This window comes from Acidovorax lacteus (assembly GCF_039540375.1).
GTDB classification, from domain to species: Bacteria; Pseudomonadota; Gammaproteobacteria; order Burkholderiales; family Burkholderiaceae_C; genus Acidovorax_G; species Acidovorax_G lacteus.
Genome location: NZ_BAABEX010000009.1, coordinates 77,219 through 95,117, shown reverse-complemented (window position 1 = coordinate 95,117; position 17,899 = coordinate 77,219). Strand labels below are relative to the sequence as shown.

The window sequence follows — 17,899 nt, the reverse complement described above, 5'->3', positions numbered from 1 at the left end:
TGGCGTTTTGGGCAGGGGTTGGAGCCTCGCGGCTGCGTCTGCTTTTGACAACGCCTCGAGGCCTCGAAACGGCCAAATGTCTTTGCTGGAGAACACTCTTACTGATAGCATTCATGTGAAGTGTTAAGTTTTGTTGCGTCATTTAGGCAAGTTACAGGGGACCAATCTTGATCTCACTGGGGTCTTTGTTCAGTCGCCAGTCTCCTCCGCTCATCGGCATCGACATCAGTTCGTCCAGCGTCAAGCTGGTGGAACTCGGCCGGGACAAGGCGGGTGGCTTGGTTCTCGAGCGCTGTGCCATCGAGCCGCTGGAACGCGGCTGGATTACGGACGGCAACATCGAAAAGTTCGACGAGGTGGCCGAGGCGCTGCGGCGCGTGGTCAAGAAAAGCGGCACACGGACGAAAAACGTCGCGTTGGCGCTGCCGCCCTCGGCGGTGATCACGAAGCGGATCACGCTGCCCGGGGGACTCAGCGATCAGGAGCTGGAAGTCCAGGTCGAATCGGAAGCCAACCAGTACATCCCTTTTTCATTGGAAGAAGTGAGCCTGGACTTTTGTGTGATCGGTCCCAGCCGCAACGCTCCGGGGGATGTGGATGTTCTCATCGCCGCATCCCGGCGTGAAAAAGTGCAAGACCGCCAGGGGCTGGCAGAGGCTGCCGGACTCAAGCCGGTGATCGTAGACATTGAATCCAATGCCTCGCGCCTTGCCGCGGGGCGTCTGATCGATGCCTTGCCCAACAAGGGCGTGGACAGCATGGTCGCGCTGTTTGAAGTGGGCGCCCTGACCACCAGCATGCAGGTGATCCGCAACGAGGAAGTGCTTTATGACCGAGACCAAGCCTTCGGCGGTGCGCAGCGGACCCAGCTCATCGTGCGCCAATACTGTTTCTCGGTCGAAGAGGCTGAGAGCAAGAAGCGCAATGGCGATCTGCCGGAGGACTACCAATCGGCAGTGCTACGCCCGTTTGTGGACAGCATGGCCCAGGAAATCGGCCGAGCGCTGCAGTTTTTCTTCACCAGCACACCGCACAATCGCGTTGACCACATCATGCTGGCCGGCGGGTCGGCGCCGCTGCCCGGACTGACCGAGGCGGTGACCCAGCAGACAGGGTTTGCCTGCAGCACCCTCAACCCGTTTGACGGTATGGAGATCGGCAGTGCCGTGCGCATCAAGAAGATGGTGCGTGAGGCGCCGTCGTACCTGACCTCATGCGGACTCGCGATGCGGAGGTTTCTGCAGTGATCCTCATCAACCTACTTCCCCATCGTGAGGCGGCGCGAAAGCGCCGCCGTGAGGCGTTTCAAGCCACGATGTTTGCCTCTTTCCTGGGTGGTCTCTTGATCGCCGGGGCGATCTACTGGTGGTTCCAGATGATGATTGCCGACCAGCAGCAGCGCAATGCGTTCCTGCAGCAGGAGATCAAGGTGCTGGAGGGGCAGATCAAGGAAATTGCCTCCATCGAAGACGAAATTGCCGCGCTCAAGGCCCGCCAGAAGGCGGTAGAAGACCTGCAGGCCGACCGCAATCTGCCGGTCCATCTGCTCAACGAACTGGTCCAGAACCTGCCTGACGGCGTGTACATCACCAGCCTGCGCCAGACGGGCCAGTCTATTTCGATGCAGGGCATGGCCCAGTCGAACGAACGCATTTCGGAGATGTTGCGCAACCTGTCTTCCGGGTCGCCATGGTTCTCCAAGCCGGAGTTGGTCGAGATCGTTGCGAACAACGTGGCCCTGTCGCAACGTGACCAGCGTCGCGTGGCAGCCTTCAATTTGCGGTTCCAGTTGCTGCGGTCCAGCGAAGCCCAGAAGGCGCTGGACGCAGCCAGTGCGCCTGCCTCGGGACGATAAGCATGGCGAAGAAACCTTCCATCGATTTTCAGGCGCTGCAGCAGTTTTTGCAGCGTCAGTTCCGCAATCTGGACCCCAACGACCCATCGGTGTGGCCGGTGGTGCCGAAGGTGCTGCTGTGCGTGGCCATCACGGTTGGCGTGGCCACCGCAGCGTGGTTCGCGAAGCTCACGGACTATGAGGTCGAGCTTCAGGCTGAGCGTGCCCAGGAGGTTGCACTCAAAGAGGACTACCAGAAGAAGCTCGTCAAGGCTGTGAGCCTTGAGGCCCTCAAGAAGCAGCGTGAGCAGATTCAGCAGTACGTGATCCAGCTCGAGAAGCAGTTGCCCAGCAAGGCTGAGATGGCGGCGCTGCTGTCTGACATCAACCAGGCGGGTCTGGGGCGGAGTTTGCAGTTCGAATTGTTCCGTCCGGGGCAGGTGGTGGTGCGTGACTATTACGCAGAGTTGCCGATCACCGTGCGCGTGACAGGCAAGTACCACGACATCGGCTCCTTCGCCGCCGATGTTGCGCATCTGTCCCGAATCGTGACCATCAACAACATCTCGATCGTGCCGTCGGGCAAGGATCCCGCGACGCTGTCGATGGACGCGACGGCGCGGACGTTCCGCTATCTGGATCCAGAAGAGATCCAAGCGCAGAAGCAGGCGGGAGGTGCGAAGTGAATCGCAACGGTTTCTGGATCCTGTTGCCTGTGGCGCTCGCTCTGACTGGGTGTCTGTCCTCCGGTGACACCGACCTTCAGCAATGGATGTCCGAGCAGCGGGCGAATACCAAGCCGCGCGTGACTCCATTGAGCGAACCCAAGCAATTTAAGCCCCAGGCGTACACCGCCGAGGACGGGTTGGAGCCTTTCAATCAGCTCAAGTTGACCCAGGCGCTCAAGCGCGAGTCCGCGCAAGTCGCCACCAATGCGGCGCTTATTGCGCCCGAGATGAACCGCCGCAAGGAGCCTCTGGAGTCCTATCCACTGGACGCCATGAGCATGGTGGGCAGCCTGGACAAGGCTGGTTCGCCCACTGCCTTGCTCCGTGTGGACAACCTGATCTATCAGGTGCGGGTCGGAAACTATCTGGGGCCGAACTACGGCAAGATCACTCGGATCACCGAGACTTCGATTCAATTGCGTGAGATCGTGCAGGACGCCACCGGTGACTGGATTGAGCGCTCCGCTACGCTAGACCTGCAAGAGGGGAAGAGATGACAACATATAAAGGCTGGTTCGCTCGGCGCTGCCGCGTCGTTGCGGTGACATTGGCCGGAGCGCTGGTGTCCACCTGGAGTTTGGCCCAGGTCGCCATCGAGTCGGTGACCGGGGGATTGCAGGGCGGGGTGGAAGTCGTACGGATCGATTTGTCGCAAGCGTTGTCTGCGCCACCGACAGGTTTTGCGATCCAGTCTCCGGCCCGCATCGCACTAGATTTTCCGGGTGCAGTGAACTCCGTAGGGCGGTCTGCGGTGGAGGTCAACCAGGGCAACCTGCGCTCTGTGAACATCGTTCAAGCGGGCGACCGCTCGCGGATCGTGCTTAATCTCAAGCAGGCCACGGCCTACCGGGCAGAGCTGCAGGGTCGGTCGGTGCTGGTGACGCTGGAACCGACGGTCACCGCTTCGGTGGCGACACAGCCGCCTGCCCAAAATGTCACATTCCCCGAAGCGGGCGCCGTCGAGACCAGTCCGCTCAAGGATGTGGACTTCCGCCGCTCTGCTGATGGCGCCGGGCGCGTGGTCGTAAGCCTTCCCAACAACCAGGTGGGGGTCGATCTGCGCCAGCAAGGCAAGAATCTGATCGTGGAGTTCCTGCACTCCTCTTTGCCCGAGGGGCTGCGCCGCCGTCTGGATGTGGGAGACTTCGGTACGCCTGTGCAGATGATCACGTCCACCCAGCAAGGCGATCGCGTGCGCATGGTGATCGAGCCTGTTGGTGATTGGGAGCACAGCGCCTACCAAAGCGACAGCCAGTTTGTGGTGGAGGTGCGCCAAAAGAAGGTGGATCTCAACAAGTTGACCCAGGGGCCCGGATTCAGCGGCGAGAAGCTGTCGCTGAACTTCCAGAATATTGAGGTGCGTTCGCTGTTGCAGGTGATTGCCGACTTCACGAATTTCAACATCGTCACCTCAGACACCGTGACGGGTGCCCTGACGCTGCGTTTGAAAGATGTACCCTGGGACCAAGCCCTGCAGATCATCATGGATGCCAAGGGTCTAGGCATGCGCAAGACGGGTACCGTCTTGTGGATTGCGCCCAAGGATGAAATCGACGCGCGCATCAAGAAAGACTTCGAAGCCGCTCAGGCGATCCAGAAGCTCGAACCGCTTCGCACGCAGGCTTTTCAACTCAACTACGCCAAGGCGGCAGATATCGTGGCGCAGCTGGCAACCACCAATTCGGGGGCTAGCAGCACCAGCACACGTTTTCTGTCTGAGCGAGGCTCCGCGATCTCCGAGCCTCGTACCAACCAGATTTTCGTGACCGACACGCCCGCCAAGCTGGAAGAGGTGCGTCAGCTGCTGGCGAAGCTGGATGTCGCGGTACGCCAGGTGATGATCGAAGCCCGCATCGTCGAGGCATCTGATACCTTTGGCCGCTCCCTGGGCGTGCGCCTCGGGGGTACTGACCTCCGCGCGGCCCGCGGCGGCGATGCAGGGTACACGCTGGGTGGCTACAACCGAATCGCGTTCGGATCCAGCTATACCAACGCGGTGGCCACCAGTGGTGCGGGCGGCGCGGTGAACACGAGCGGTACGTTCGTGAACCTACCTGCCACAGCGGTTGGCGGGTACGACCCGTCGAGCTTCGCCATCTCTATCTTCAACTCTGCCGCCAATCGCTTCCTCAATCTTGAGATTTCTGCCATGGAGGCCGATGGCAAAGGCAAGATCGTGTCGAGCCCCCGGGTGGTTACGGCCGATCAGACGAAAGCTTCGATTGAGCAGGGTACTGAATTCCCGTATCCCGTAACGGCTCCCAACGGCGGTACCGTGATCGCCTTCAAGAAGGCGGTGCTCAAGCTGGAGGTGACGCCGCAAATCACGCCGGAAGGCAACATCATCCTCGACCTCGATGTCAACAAGGACAGCCCGGGTGAAGTGCTGAACAACGTACGGGCCATCAATACCAAGCACATCAAGACCCAGGTGCTGGTTGAAAATGGCGGTACAGTGGTGATCGGCGGTATTTTCGAGCTGTTTGAAGACAATACCGAAGCCAAGGTGCCGCTGCTGGGCGATATTCCGGGTGTGGGGAATCTCTTCAAAACCCGTACCCGTTCGACCAACAAGCAGGAAATGCTGGTGTTTATCACCCCGAAGGTGATTTCTGATCGCGGTCCGACCCGTTAATGCTGGGGTAATGCAAATGTTGAAAATTTATAAATTCTGGATGGTGATGGTGGCGGCGTTTCTTAGCGCCTGTGGCGGAGGCGGCGGCCTTCCTGGAAATCAGACTGGCGACGCCCAATTGCGGGTGTATCCCCCCATCAGTGCTGTGACCGTGCCCGTCGGTGCTGGCTATGCGGCGGTTGAAATTCGCGGCGGCGATCGTCCCTACGCAGTGTTTTCGAACCATCCGGCCATCAGCGTCACGCTGGTGGACGGGAACATCATGCAAATTCGTGCACTGGCGGCGATCGACAGCGGCAGCACCGGTACCGCCGGGGGAACGACGCCCAAGGCATGGTTCACCGACAAAAACGGCATCAAGACCGTCGAGATTCAGGTGTCTACCTTCACGATCCCGCTGAACAACACGATTCCGGGTTCTATCGTGCTGCTTCCGAACGAAACCCGTTCGGGCGTGGTATCGAGTGGCTTTGCTCCGTACACGTACTCGTCTGCCAACAACGGCGTCGCGACAATTTCGGGCAACAGCAGCGGTCAATACACCATCACCGGCGTCGCCGCAGGCAGCACGACCGTTCAGGTCACCGACGCCGTCGGCGCCAAGGTCACGATCAACGTGGAGGTTCGCTCGGCGCCTGTGGTCGAACTGGAGGTGACACCAGCCTCGGGCTCGGGGCGCGTTGGTTCGTCTCTCGTGTTTGACATCAAGGGCGGCGTCGCTCCGTACACCGTGCTGTCCAACAGCCCGAGTGTTGCTACGGCTTCGGTCAGCGGCCGCACCCTAACCGTCCAGCTCCTCCTCGTTGGAAGCACAAGCCTCGTGGTGCGTGATGCCACCGGCGCCACCAAGACCGTGGGGGTCACGGCCACTGCGATCCAGTCCACGCCATTGATCATCACGCCGCCGAGCCAGGAAGTGGCGGATACCAGCACAGCCGATGTCGTGTACACGCTGGGCGACGGTGTGCCTCCGTTCATTCCGGTGGTGCCGCTTGCCAACCAGACCCTGGTTCGTCCGGAGATCTCTTCGGACAACACCAAACTGACGCTGAAGGTGGGCTCGCAGGGCAACCGTTGCGTGACGGGTGACCAGACCATCGTGGTGCAGGTGTTTGATCAGACCGGTGTGGCCAAGAACGCCACGCTGGTCATCCGCGACACGGGTGCTGCCTGCCCCTGATGGAGCGATCTCTGGATCATGTATCCCACAACCCCGCCTCGGCGGGGTTTTTTCATCCTATGAACAAGCATTTGCGCTGTGTGCTCGTGGGTATGCCTGGTTCTGGCAAGACCACGATTGGCCGTCAGTTGGCCCGCCGCATGGGGGGCACGTTCCTGGACTGCGACCATGCGATCGAGCGAGAGATCGGATGCTCGATCAAGCAGTTCTTCCAGCAGCACGGCGAACCTGCCTTCCGGGACCTGGAAACCCAGATCCTTGCGGACCTGTTGCGGCGCCCTGCACCCTATGTGCTGTCAACAGGTGGCGGGGCTGTGGTGCGGCCCGACAACCGCGCCTTGCTGAAGGCGGGTCCGCCTGTGGTGTACCTGCATGCGGTGCCCGAAGAGATCCACCGCCGCATTGCGCACGACGACAGTCGACCGCTGATGCAGGTGGCCGATCCGCTGGCCAAGCTCAAGGAACTGTACCGGGACCGCGATCCGCTGTACCGCGAGGTGGCGCGCTATGTGATGGAGACCGGGCGGCCTACGGTGTCCTCGCTCGTCAACACACTGCTCATGCAACTAGAGCTCGGCGCGTCCGAAGAGTCTCCAGTGGGCCCTGAGGCGGGCTGAGACGCCGGGGCTTTCATGCCGCGAGAGCGGCCATTGGCCATGCGCATCCCTGCGGCAAGGTCGTAAGACGGCCCGCTTGATGGGCCACAGCCCCACGCCGAACACCCCAAGCCCCTGCTTTGGCCGCCGGGGCTCCGCGGGTTTCTGCTGCTTTCCGCAGGCGCCGTTCGGCTCGGGGGATGGCCTCCCCCATCCGCACCGAGCGTGGCGAGAGGATCGAGGGCCGTGTCGTACCGACCAGGCCGCTCATGAAGTCTCCGCGTGCTGGAAAGCCAGGGATCGTCATCGGGACGGTCAGACCGTGCCAAGGGCCGCCTGATGGCGCTGTGTGCTCATGCACAATGGCGATCGACCGATGGGTCCGGAGGGTGTGTGGCGTATGGCGCCGTGCGAGATGAGTTCTGAAGAGCCTTCGCCGGTGCGTGCTATTGCCGCTGTTGGTGAACGGCTGACCGCCAGACGCTAAGAACCGGTCCCAGGCCCTGCCTCCCGCTTCTTACCCTGCAGCCCGAACACCCCACATGAGCTTGACCGCCCCATTGACTCTCACGACTGAACGCGTTGCCCTTGACCTGGGGGCGCGCAGTTACGACATCTGCATCGGAGCGGACCTGCTGGCGCAGGCCTCTTCGTACGAGGGCCTGCCTGCATCGTCCGCCGCCGTGGTGGTCACCAACACCACGGTGGCGCCACTGTGGCTCGCACCCGTGCGTGCCGCGTTGCACGAGCGGCATCGCCAGGTGCACGAGGTGCTGCTGCCCGATGGCGAAGAGCACAAGAACTGGCAGACGCTGCAGCGCATTTTTGACACGCTGCTGGAGCACGGGTGCGACCGCAAGACCGTGCTGTACGCACTGGGGGGCGGTGTGGTGGGCGACATGACGGGTTTTGCCGCCGCCAGCTACATGCGCGGCGTGCCCTTCGTGCAGATTCCGACCACGCTGCTGGCGCAGGTGGATTCGTCGGTGGGTGGCAAGACGGCCATCAACCATCCGCTGGGCAAAAACATGATCGGCGCGTTTTACCAACCACGCCGTGTGCTGTGCGATCTGGATACCCTGCGCACTCTGCCCGCGCGGGAGCGCAGCGCGGGCCTGGCCGAGGTGATCAAGTACGGGCCCATCGCCGACATGGCGTTTTTTGACTGGCTCGAGGGCGCCATGGACCAACTGGTCGCGCTGGACGCCGACGCGCTGCGCACCGCGGTGCGCCGCAGCTGCGAGATCAAAGCCGCGGTGGTGGGCGCAGACGAAACCGAATCCGGCCTGCGCGCCATCCTCAACTTTGGCCACACCTTCGGCCATGCCATCGAGGCGGGCATGGGCTATGGCGTGTGGCTTCATGGCGAAGCCGTGGGCGCGGGCATGTGCATGGCGGCCGAGCTGTCGCACCGCCTGGGGCTGGTCGACGCGCCATTCGTGCAGCGCCTGCGTGCGCTGGTGGCCCGCGCGGGCCTGCCCACCCGCGCGCCGGTGATCGATGCCGACGACAACGCGGGCCGCTACCTGGCCTGGATGCGCCTGGACAAGAAGTCCGAGGCGGGCTCCATCCGCTTCGTGGTGATTGCCGAACCGGGCCGCGCCGAGGTGCGCGAAGCCCCAGATGCGCTGGTGCGCGAGGTCATTGACGCCTGCTGCGCCGATTGACACTGCCTTGAATGCTATTAATTTGATAGCTGTTCGTGCTTAATTTCGCTGCTTCACAGCCTGATTTGGCATCCAGTGCCGGAGCCGGTGTGCTGGCGGCCTATGCCTGCCATCCGGCGCACAGCCGCGGCCGTCGCCACCCGGAAGTTCCAGCGCCCACGCGCACCGAATACCAGCGTGACCGCGATCGCATCGTGCATTCCACGGCCTTCCGGCGGCTGGTCTACAAAACGCAGGTGTTCCTCAACCACGAGGGCGACCTGTTCCGCACGCGCCTGACCCATTCGCTCGAAGTCGCGCAGCTTGGCCGGTCCATCGCACGCTCGCTGCAGCTCAACGAAGACCTGGTCGAGGCCATCTCGCTGGCCCACGACCTGGGGCACACACCGTTTGGCCATGCGGGGCAGGACGCACTGCACAGCTGCATGCACGACTGGGGCGGCTTTGAGCACAACCTGCAGAGCCTGCGCGTGGTCGATGCGCTCGAAGAGCGCTACCCCGACTACAACGGGCTGAACCTGACGTTCGAGACGCGCGAGGGCATCCTCAAGCACTGCTCGCGCGCGCATGCCGAAGCGCTGGAGCAGACCGAGCCTGGCGGCGTGGGCGCACGCTTTCTGCGGCGCGAGCAGCCCAGCCTGGAGGCCCAGCTGTGCAACCTCGCCGACGAGATTGCCTACAACGCGCACGACATCGACGACGGCGTGCGCTCGGGGCTCATCACGCTCGAGCAGCTGGACGATGTGGCCCTGTTCACGCGCTTCAAGGCCGAAGCCCTGGCCGCCCACCCACAGCTGGGCGCGGCCGGCCTGCGCCGCCGTTGGCTGTACGAGTCGATCCGCCGCATGCTCAGCGCGCAGGTGTACGACGTGATCGACCACACGCGCGCTGCGCTGCAAGCCGCAGGCGTGGCGTCGCCCGACGCCGCACGCCGCGCAGGTCCACTGGTCGGCTTCAGCCCCGCCATGCGCGAGGCATCGCACGTCCTCAAGCGCTTTTTGTTCCGCAATCTGTACCGCCACCCGCAGGTGATGGACACCACGGCTCTCGCGCAGCAGGTGGTGCGCGAGCTGTTTGCCGCCTACCTGCACACGCCTGGCGAAATGAAGCCCGCGTATGCGGCGGCGGCGCAAGGAGCCGAGCCCGCGCAGGCGGCCCGCAGCGTGGCCGACTTCATCGCGGGCATGACCGACCGCTTTGCACTGCGCGAACACCACCGCCTGACCGGGCGGCGCCTGCTCGACACCTGAGGCCGCAGCGTTGCGACCTGCGTGCTGTGCCCTCGGTGGCGGTGCTGGGGCTGCGGGGCCGCGCGGGGCGGGGCGTAAAATCCAGAGCCTTTCGCCACAGGCGCCCTGGCCCGGCCGCCCGGCCCACGCGCCACGCTGCGCCGTCTCCTTGCACATTCCCGCACACCATGACCGCTGACACCGCCCCCGACGCCACCCCTTCGCACGCCACCGTGGTGGCCGACATGGTGCGCTGGCTCGAACGGGCGGTGATCGGCCTGAACCTCTGCCCGTTTGCCAAAGCGGTGCACACCAAGGGCCAGATCCATTACGTGGTGAGCGAGGCCACCACGCCGCGCGCCGTGCTAGAAGACCTGCAGCGCGAGCTGCTGGCCCTGCAGGCCACGCCCGCCGACGAACGCGACACCACGCTGCTCATGCTGCCGCGGCTGTTTGAGGACTTCCTCGATTTCAACGACTTCCTCGAAGACGCCGACGCGCTGCTCGAAGACCTGGACCTGGGCGGCGAACTGCAGATCGCGAGCTTCCATCCGCGCTTCCAGTTCGCCGAGACCGAGCCCGACGACGTGACCAACGCCACCAACCAGGCGCCGTACCCCACGCTGCACCTGCTGCGTGAGGACAGCATCGACCGCGCGGTCGAGGCTTTCCCCGAAGCCGAAACCATCTACGAGCGCAACATGCAGGTGCTGGCCGACCTCGGGCCAGCCGGCTGGGCCGCGCTCGACGTGGGCCCGGGTGCCAGCCGGCACGCCGCCACCGCCGAGCCGGGCCACCCCAAAGGCCAGGCATGAGCCGCCGCGCTGCGCCGCCCGCACCGCCGCTGCACGAAGCGCTGCCCGAGTTGCGCCCCGGACAGTCGGTGGCGCTGCTGCAGGAGCTGCACATCCTCACGCGCGAAGGCCGGCTCAACCAGGACACGCGGCGCAAGCTCAAGCAGGTGTACCACCTGTTCCAGCTCATCGAGCCGCTGCTGCGCGAGCAGGCCGAGGGCGGCCACGCCCCGGTACTGGCCGACCATGGTGCGGGCAAGTCCTACCTGGGCTTCATCCTGTACGACCTGTTCTTTCGGCCGCTCGGGCGCGGATCGATCTACGGCATCGAAACCCGGGCCGAACTGGTGGAGCGCTCGGCAGCGCTGGCCGAGCGCCTGGGCTTTGGCGGCATGCACTTCCTGCACATGAGCGCAGCCGAATCGGCCGATGCCAGCGGCCTGCCCGAACGCATCGACATGGTGACCGCGCTGCATGCCTGTGACACCGCCACCGACGACGCCATTGCCTTTGCGCTGCGCAAGCGCGCGCGGGCACTGGCCCTGGTGCCCTGTTGCCAGGCCGAAGTCGCGGCCTGCCTGCGCCAGCACAAGGCGCTGCAACTGGCGCGTACGCCGCTGGCCGAACTGTGGCGCCACCCGCTGCATACGCGCGAAATCGGCAGCCAGCTCACCAACGTGCTGCGCTGCCTGTATCTGGAAGCGCAGGGCTACCAGGTCACGGTGACCGAGCTGGTGGGCTGGGAACACAGCCTGAAGAACGAGCTGATCCTGGCGCGCCACACCGGCCAGCGCAAGCGCTCTGCCCAGCAGCGGCTGGAGGCGCTTCTGGACGAGTTCGGCCTGCGCGCAGCGCTCGGCCACCGCTTTGGCGTGGCCCCGGCCGCTGAAGGGGTGGCGGAACCCACCACCGCTGCCGAGCCCCGCTGACCCCGCCGCACCATGGCCCGCCTGCCACGCCTTTGCCTGCCGGGCCTGGTGCACCACGTGATCCTGCGGGGCAACAACCGCCAGCCCATCGTACTAGACGATGCCGACCGCAGCGCGCTGCTGGCACATCTGGCGGCGGCCGCAGACGCCCACCAGGTAGCGCTGCACGCATATGTGCTCATGGACGACCACCTGCACCTGCTGCTCACGCCGACCGATGCCACGGCGCTGCCGCGCACCATCCAGGCCCTGGGCCGGGCCTATGTACGCCAGTTCAACCGCCGCCACGGGCGCACCGGCACCCTGTGGGAGGGCCGCTACCGCTCCACCGTGATCGAGGCCGACACTTGGCTGCTGCCTTGCATGGCGCACCTGGACTGGCACCCGGTGCAGGCCGGGCTGGTGGCCGAACCGGCCGACTACCGCTGGTCCAGCCACCGCCACTGGCGCGGGCTGCAGAGCGAGCGCATGCTCACACCGCATGCCATCTGGTGGGCGCTGGGCAACACGCCGTTTGCGCGCGAGGCGGCCTACGACGCACGCGTGCAGGCCGGTCTCTCGTCGGCCGAGCGGCAGGCGCTGGCCGATAGCGCCCTGCACGGCTGGGCCTTGGGCAGTCCGGCGTTTCTGGCGCAATTGCAGGCCCACAGCCCCCGCCGCTTGCAGCGCGCCCGCCCCGGGCGCCCGCGGCGGGTTGCCGCGGCGGCGGCCGATGCGCCCACGCCGCCTACCGACGGCGTGGGCGCGACGCCCCAGGCCTGAAGCCCCCCGGCGTGGCCGGGCCGCAGCGGGGCGCGCTCTGCCTATCTGCCGGGCCGGGCTTACGCCTTGTGTCTCCTCACCGCTGGCGCATGCGCCATCGGCTGGCAGTGCAGGCCCGAGATCGCCTCATCGCCCAATGGGCGGGCTGGCACGCCTTGTGAATGTGCGGCGTTTGCGACCTCATGGCCGTGGCCCACGCCGAGGCCGTATGCCAGCGCTTGCACCACGGCGGGGCGGATGGGCGCTCGGCATGCAGACGATTTCGCGTCAGAGTGGCTGCTTGTGCTTGTTTATCAAGCACAAGCAGCTATCAAAGTAATAGCAATTAAGGCCTTGTCCAATGGCCACGTGGGCGGCAGCAGCGGCGGGGTGGTACGTCAGGCCGGGCTCGGCCGGGCAGGGCGAGCCGGGCTGGACCCACGACCGGCGCACGAGGCGTGAGCATGAAACTGGTGCGCCAAGCCCTGGTGCCGGCTGCACCCGCCGCCCCGTTGCCGGGTGCCAGAGGGCCAGACGCTAGCGCCCACCGATCGCCTCGGCAAGCGCACCGCCTGTGAGGCGCAGTGCTGCCGCGGGTGCATGGCGGGGCCGCCAGCGCGCCGGATCGCGGTGTTCTGTGTGCCATCTGCAGTGCTTTCCAAGCGCCATGATATGTCCCCAATTATTTTTCGATTGGAAGGATTGGATATTTAAATGGTATCTGACCCCATTTGTTTTGCTTGCGGCAAATGCTGCATTGCACTAATCTTGTGTTCCCTGCGAAAAATAGAGGAGTGCGCCATGACGACGGCCGCCGAGATCCAGCATCTCCAACAACACGGTTTGTATTCCACCGCCAACGAGCACGATGCCTGCGGCCTCGGCTTTGTCGCCCACATCAAGGGCGAAAAGCGCCACGACATCGTGACCCAGGCGCTCAAGATCCTCGAAAACATCGACCACCGCGGCGCCGTGGGGGCCGACAAGCTGATGGGCGATGGCGCGGGCATCCTGATCCAGATTCCCGACGCGCTGTACCGCGAAGAAATGGCCAAGCAGGGCGTGACGCTGCCTGCGGCTGGCGAGTATGGCGTGGGCATGATCTTCCTGCCCAAGGAACACGCCTCGCGCCTGGCCTGCGAACAGGAGATGGAGCGCGCGATCAAGGCCGAAGGCCAGGTGCTGCTGGGCTGGCGCGACGTGCCGGTCAACGTCGACATGCCCATGTCGCCCACCGTGCGCCAGAAGGAGCCCATCCTGCGCCAGGTGTTCATCGGCCGCGGCAGCGACGTGATCGTGCAGGACGCGCTGGAGCGCAAGCTCTACGTGATCCGCAAGACGGCTAGCGCCGCCATCCAGGCGCTGGGCCTCAAGCACAGCAAGGAATACTACGTTCCGAGCATGAGCAGCCGCACCGTGGTCTACAAGGGCCTGCTGCTCGCCGACCAGGTGGGCACCTACTACCTCGATCTGCAGGACCCGCGCTGCGTTTCGGCCATCGGTCTGGTACACCAGCGCTTCTCGACCAACACATTCCCCGAGTGGCCGCTGGCCCACCCGTACCGCTATGTGGCGCACAACGGTGAAATCAACACCGTCAAGGGCAACTACAACTGGATGAAGGCGCGCGAAGGCGTGATGTCCTCGCCCGTGCTCGGGCCCGACCTCAAGAAGCTCTACCCGATCAGCTTCGCGAGCCAGTCGGACACGGCCACCTTCGACAACTGTCTCGAACTGCTGACCATGGCCGGCTACCCCATCAGCCAGGCCGTGATGATGATGATCCCGGAGCCCTGGGAGCAGCACACCACCATGGACGAGCGCCGCCGCGCGTTCTATGAATACCACGCCGCCATGCTCGAGCCCTGGGATGGCCCGGCCTCCATCGTGTTCACCGATGGCCGCCAGATCGGCGCCACGCTGGACCGCAACGGCCTGCGTCCCTCGCGCTACTGCATCACCGACGACGACCTGGTGATCATGGCCTCGGAATCGGGCGTGCTACCCGTGCCCGAGAACAAGATCGTGCGCAAGTGGCGCCTGCAGCCCGGCAAGATGTTCCTGATCGACCTGGAGCAGGGCCGCCTGATCGAAGACGACGAGCTCAAGGCCAACGTTGTCAACACCAAGCCCTACAAGCAGTGGATCGAGAACCTGCGCATCAAGCTCGACAGCGTGGAAGGCGGCGAGGCCGCGCCCGTGGCCGACGCCCAGGGCCTGTCGCTGCTCGACCGCCAGCAGGCCTTTGGCTACACCCAGGAAGACATCAAGTTCCTGATGGCCCCCATGGCCAAGAACGGCGAAGAAGGCATCGGTTCCATGGGCAACGACAGCCCGCTGGCCGTGCTCTCGAACAAGAACAAGCCGCTGTACAACTACTTCAAGCAGTTGTTTGCCCAGGTGACGAACCCGCCGATCGACCCGATCCGCGAGGCCATCGTGATGTCGCTCAACAGCTTCATCGGCCCCAAGCCGAACCTGCTGGACATCAACCAGGTCAACCCGCCGATGCGTCTGGAAGTAAGCCAGCCGGTGCTGGACTTTGCCGACATGGCCAAGCTGCGCAACATCGAGCAGCACACCCAGGGCAAGTTCAAGAGCGCGACCATCGACATCACCTACCCGCTGGCCTGGGGCCACGAGGGTGTGGAGGCCAAGCTCGCCTCGCTGTGCGCGCAGGCGGTGGACGCCATCAAGGGCGGCGCCAACATCCTGATCATCAGCGACCGCGGCGTGAGCCCGACCCAAGTTGCCATTCCTGCGCTGCTGGCGCTGTCGGCCATCCACCAGCACCTGGTGCGTGAAGGCCTGCGCACCACCGCCGGCCTGGTGGTGGAAACGGGTACGGCCCGCGAAGTGCACCACTTCGCCGTGCTGGGCGGCTACGGCGCCGAAGCTGTGCACCCCTACCTGGCCATGGAGACGCTGGTCGACATGCACAAGGATCTCTCAGGCGACCTGTCGCCCGAGAAGGCGATCTACAACTACACCAAGGCCATCGGCAAGGGTCTGTCCAAGATCATGTCGAAGATGGGCGTGTCCACCTACATGTCCTACTGCGGCGCGCAGCTGTTCGAAGCCATCGGCCTGAACAGCGAGACCGTGGACAAGTACTTCACCGGCACGGCCAGCCGCGTGGAAGGCATCGGTGTGTTCGAGATCGCTGAAGAAGCCATCCGCATGCACAAGGCCGCCTTCGGCGACGACCCAGTGCTGGCCACCATGCTGGATGCCGGCGGTGAATACGCCTGGCGCGCACGCGGCGAAGACCACATGTGGACGCCCGACGCGATTGCCAAGCTGCAGCACAGCACGCGCGCCGGCAACTGGAACACCTACAAGGAATACGCGCAGATCATCAACGACCAGAGCCGCCGCCACATGACGCTGCGCGGTCTGTTCGAATTCAAGATCGACCCGTCCAAGGCCATCCCGATCGACGAGGTTGAGCCGGCCAAGGAGATCGTCAAGCGCTTCGCCACCGGCGCCATGTCGTTGGGCTCCATCTCCACCGAAGCCCATGCCACGCTGGCCGTGGCCATGAACCGCATCGGCGGCAAGAGCAACACCGGCGAAGGCGGTGAGGACGAGCGCCGCTACCGCAACGAACTCAAGGGCATCCCGATCAAGAAGGGCGACAGCCTCAAGAGCGTGATCGGTGCCGAGAACGTCGAAGTGGACATGCCGCTGGAAGACGGCGATTCGCTGCGCAGCCGCATCAAGCAGGTGGCCTCGGGCCGCTTCGGGGTGACGGCCGAGTACCTGTCGTCGGCCGACCAAATCCAGATCAAGATGGCCCAGGGCGCCAAGCCTGGCGAAGGCGGCCAGCTGCCGGGCGGCAAGGTGTCCGAGTACATCGGCAAGCTGCGCCACAGCGTGCCGGGCGTGGGCCTGATCTCGCCCCCGCCGCACCACGACATCTACTCGATCGAAGACCTGGCCCAGCTGATCCACGACCTGAAGAACGTGGCCCCGCATGCCGACATCTCGGTCAAGCTGGTGTCGGAAGTGGGCGTGGGCACGATTGCGGCCGGCGTGGCCAAGTGCAAGAGCGACCACGTGGTGATTGCCGGGCACGACGGCGGCACGGGCGCCTCGCCCTGGTCGTCCATCAAGCACGCAGGCTCGCCCTGGGAAATCGGCCTGGCCGAAACGCAGCAGACGCTGGTGCTCAACCGCCTGCGCGGCCGCATCCGTGTGCAGGCCGACGGCCAGATGAAGACCGGCCGCGACGTTGCCATCGGCGCGCTGCTGGGTGCCGACGAGTTCGGCTTCGCCACCGCACCGCTGGTGGTCGAGGGCTGCATCATGATGCGCAAGTGCCACCTCAACACCTGCCCTGTGGGCGTGGCCACGCAAGACCCGGCACTGCGCAAGAAGTTCTCGGGCAAGCCCGAGCACGTGGTGAACTACTTCTTCTTCGTCGCTGAAGAAGTGCGCCAGATCATGGCCCAGCTCGGCATCCGCAAGTTCGACGACATGATTGGCCGCACCGAGCTGCTCGACATGCGCGCCGGCATCGAGCACTGGAAGGCCCGCGGTCTGGATTTCAGCCGCCTGTTCGCCCAGCCGATGGTCGGTGGCGAGGTGGCCCGCTTCCACGTCGACAAGCAGGACCACAACATCGACCACACGCTGGACCGCAAGCTCATCGAGCGCAGCAAGCCTGCGATTGAAAAGGGCGAGCGCGTGCAGTTCATCGAGGTGGCGCGCAACGTCAACCGCTCGGTGGGCGCGATGCTCTCGGGCGCCGTGACCCGCGTGCACCCCGACGGCCTGCCCGACGATACGATCCGCATCCAGCTCGAAGGCACGGGCGGCCAGTCGTTCGGCGCCTTCCTCACGCGCGGCATCACGCTGTACCTCATCGGTGACGCCAATGACTACACCGGCAAGGGCCTCTCGGGTGGCCGTGTGGTGGTGCGTCCGAGCATCGACTTCCGCGGCGACGCAGTGCGCAACACCATCGTGGGCAACACGGTGATGTACGGCGCCACCAGCGGTGAGTCGTTCTTCAGCGGCGTGGCTGGCGAGCGCTTTGCCGTGCGCCTGTCGGGTGCCTCGACGGTGGTCGAAGGCACGGGCGACCACGGTTGCGAATACATGACCGGCGGCACGGTGGTCGTGCTTGGCAAGACGGGCCGCAACTTTGCCGCGGGCATGAGCGGCGGCATTGCCTATGTGTACGACGAAGACGGCCAGTTTGCGAGCCGCTGCAACATGTCCATGGTCACGCTCGAACGCGTGCTAACGGCCGAAGAGCAGACCGCCCAACTGCCGCGCGCCATCTGGCACCGCGACCAGACCGACGAGGCCCAGCTCAAGAAGATGCTGGAAGACCACAACCGCTGGACAGGCAGCAAGCGCGCCCGCGAACTGCTCGACAACTGGGCGGCCTCGCGCGCCAAGTTCGTCAAGGTGTTCCCCACCGAGTACAAGCGCGCGCTGGCCGAAATCAACGGCCGCAAGGCCGCCCAGGCCGCTGCCGCACCGGCTGCGCCCGCTGCTTCTGCCGTGGCCGCCCGCTAAAGGCGCCTGTCGACAACGCATTCACAAGGACACACTG

13 protein-coding genes are annotated in these 17,899 nt (G+C 64.7%); all 13 read left to right on the top strand.

The features are described from left to right. Positions 1 to 167: 167 nt before the first annotated feature. On the top strand, positions 168 to 1,247 hold the full coding sequence (locus ABD866_RS07915; RefSeq protein ID WP_345062959.1) for a pilus assembly protein PilM: 1,080 nt from the start codon (positions 168 to 170) through the stop codon (positions 1,245 to 1,247). Next, positions 1,244 to 1,855: a PilN domain-containing protein gene (locus ABD866_RS07910; RefSeq protein WP_345062956.1), complete on the top strand. Its 612-nt coding sequence runs from the start codon at positions 1,244 to 1,246 to the stop codon at positions 1,853 to 1,855. Before ABD866_RS07915 ends, ABD866_RS07910 begins: the two co-directional genes overlap by 4 nt. Positions 1,856 to 1,857: 2 nt before the next feature. Then, complete coding sequence (locus ABD866_RS07905; RefSeq protein WP_345062954.1) at positions 1,858 to 2,520, top strand: type IV pilus inner membrane component PilO; 663 nt, start codon at positions 1,858 to 1,860, stop codon at positions 2,518 to 2,520. 86 nt (positions 2,521 to 2,606) lie between these two features. Then, positions 2,607 to 3,059, top strand: coding sequence for a pilus assembly protein PilP (locus ABD866_RS07900; RefSeq protein WP_425549562.1), 453 nt, complete (start codon positions 2,607 to 2,609; stop codon positions 3,057 to 3,059). After that, the gene (locus tag ABD866_RS07895; protein ID WP_345062951.1) at positions 3,056 to 5,197 is read left to right on the top strand and encodes a type IV pilus secretin PilQ; all 2,142 of its coding nucleotides are present in this window, start codon (positions 3,056 to 3,058) and stop codon (positions 5,195 to 5,197) included. The genes ABD866_RS07900 and ABD866_RS07895 overlap by 4 nt, the downstream gene beginning before the upstream one ends. A gap of 10 nt (positions 5,198 to 5,207) precedes the next feature. Further along, positions 5,208 to 6,377, top strand: coding sequence for a hypothetical protein (locus ABD866_RS07890; protein WP_345062948.1), 1,170 nt, complete (start codon positions 5,208 to 5,210; stop codon positions 6,375 to 6,377). 59 nt (positions 6,378 to 6,436) lie between these two features. Continuing rightward, on the top strand, positions 6,437 to 6,994 hold the full coding sequence (locus ABD866_RS07885) for a shikimate kinase (RefSeq protein ID WP_345062945.1): 558 nt from the start codon (positions 6,437 to 6,439) through the stop codon (positions 6,992 to 6,994). Positions 6,995 to 7,515: 521 nt separating this feature from the next. Then, positions 7,516 to 8,640, top strand: a complete 1,125-nt coding sequence (gene aroB / locus ABD866_RS07880; RefSeq protein WP_345062942.1) for a 3-dehydroquinate synthase — start codon at positions 7,516 to 7,518, stop codon at positions 8,638 to 8,640. A gap of 65 nt (positions 8,641 to 8,705) precedes the next feature. Continuing rightward, positions 8,706 to 9,890: a deoxyguanosinetriphosphate triphosphohydrolase gene (locus ABD866_RS07875; protein WP_345062939.1), complete on the top strand. Its 1,185-nt coding sequence runs from the start codon at positions 8,706 to 8,708 to the stop codon at positions 9,888 to 9,890. 167 nt (positions 9,891 to 10,057) lie between these two features. After that, on the top strand, positions 10,058 to 10,684 hold the full coding sequence (locus ABD866_RS07870) for a DUF1415 domain-containing protein (RefSeq protein WP_345062936.1): 627 nt from the start codon (positions 10,058 to 10,060) through the stop codon (positions 10,682 to 10,684). After that, complete coding sequence (locus ABD866_RS07865) at positions 10,681 to 11,592, top strand: class I SAM-dependent methyltransferase (RefSeq protein ID WP_345062933.1); 912 nt, start codon at positions 10,681 to 10,683, stop codon at positions 11,590 to 11,592. Before ABD866_RS07870 ends, ABD866_RS07865 begins: the two co-directional genes overlap by 4 nt. 12 nt (positions 11,593 to 11,604) lie before the next feature. After that, on the top strand, positions 11,605 to 12,354 hold the full coding sequence (locus ABD866_RS07860) for a transposase (RefSeq protein ID WP_345062930.1): 750 nt from the start codon (positions 11,605 to 11,607) through the stop codon (positions 12,352 to 12,354). A 780-nt stretch (positions 12,355 to 13,134) separates the two neighbouring features. Next, positions 13,135 to 17,862 carry a glutamate synthase-related protein gene (locus ABD866_RS07855; protein ID WP_345062927.1) on the top strand — a complete coding sequence of 1,576 codons (4,728 nt, stop codon included), beginning with the start codon at positions 13,135 to 13,137 and terminating at the stop codon, positions 17,860 to 17,862. The last annotated feature ends 37 nt before the right edge of the window (positions 17,863 to 17,899 follow it).

Bases quoted from the DNA above. Each gene is read 5' to 3' on its own strand.
- ABD866_RS07905 (WP_345062954.1), top strand. From the start codon at position 1,858: ATGGCGAAGAAACCTTCCATCGATTTTCAGGCGCTGCAGCAGTTTTTG.
- ABD866_RS07900 (WP_425549562.1), top strand. From the start codon at position 2,607: ATGTCCGAGCAGCGGGCGAATACCAAGCCGCGCGTGACTCCATTGAGC.
- ABD866_RS07895 (WP_345062951.1), top strand. From the start codon at position 3,056: ATGACAACATATAAAGGCTGGTTCGCTCGGCGCTGCCGCGTCGTTGCG.
- ABD866_RS07890 (WP_345062948.1), top strand. From the start codon at position 5,208: ATGCAAATGTTGAAAATTTATAAATTCTGGATGGTGATGGTGGCGGCG.
- ABD866_RS07885 (WP_345062945.1), top strand. From the start codon at position 6,437: ATGAACAAGCATTTGCGCTGTGTGCTCGTGGGTATGCCTGGTTCTGGC.
- aroB (WP_345062942.1), top strand. From the start codon at position 7,516: ATGAGCTTGACCGCCCCATTGACTCTCACGACTGAACGCGTTGCCCTT.
- ABD866_RS07870 (WP_345062936.1), top strand. From the start codon at position 10,058: ATGACCGCTGACACCGCCCCCGACGCCACCCCTTCGCACGCCACCGTG.
- ABD866_RS07865 (WP_345062933.1), top strand. From the start codon at position 10,681: ATGAGCCGCCGCGCTGCGCCGCCCGCACCGCCGCTGCACGAAGCGCTG.
- ABD866_RS07860 (WP_345062930.1), top strand. From the start codon at position 11,605: ATGGCCCGCCTGCCACGCCTTTGCCTGCCGGGCCTGGTGCACCACGTG.
- ABD866_RS07855 (WP_345062927.1), top strand. From the start codon at position 13,135: ATGACGACGGCCGCCGAGATCCAGCATCTCCAACAACACGGTTTGTAT.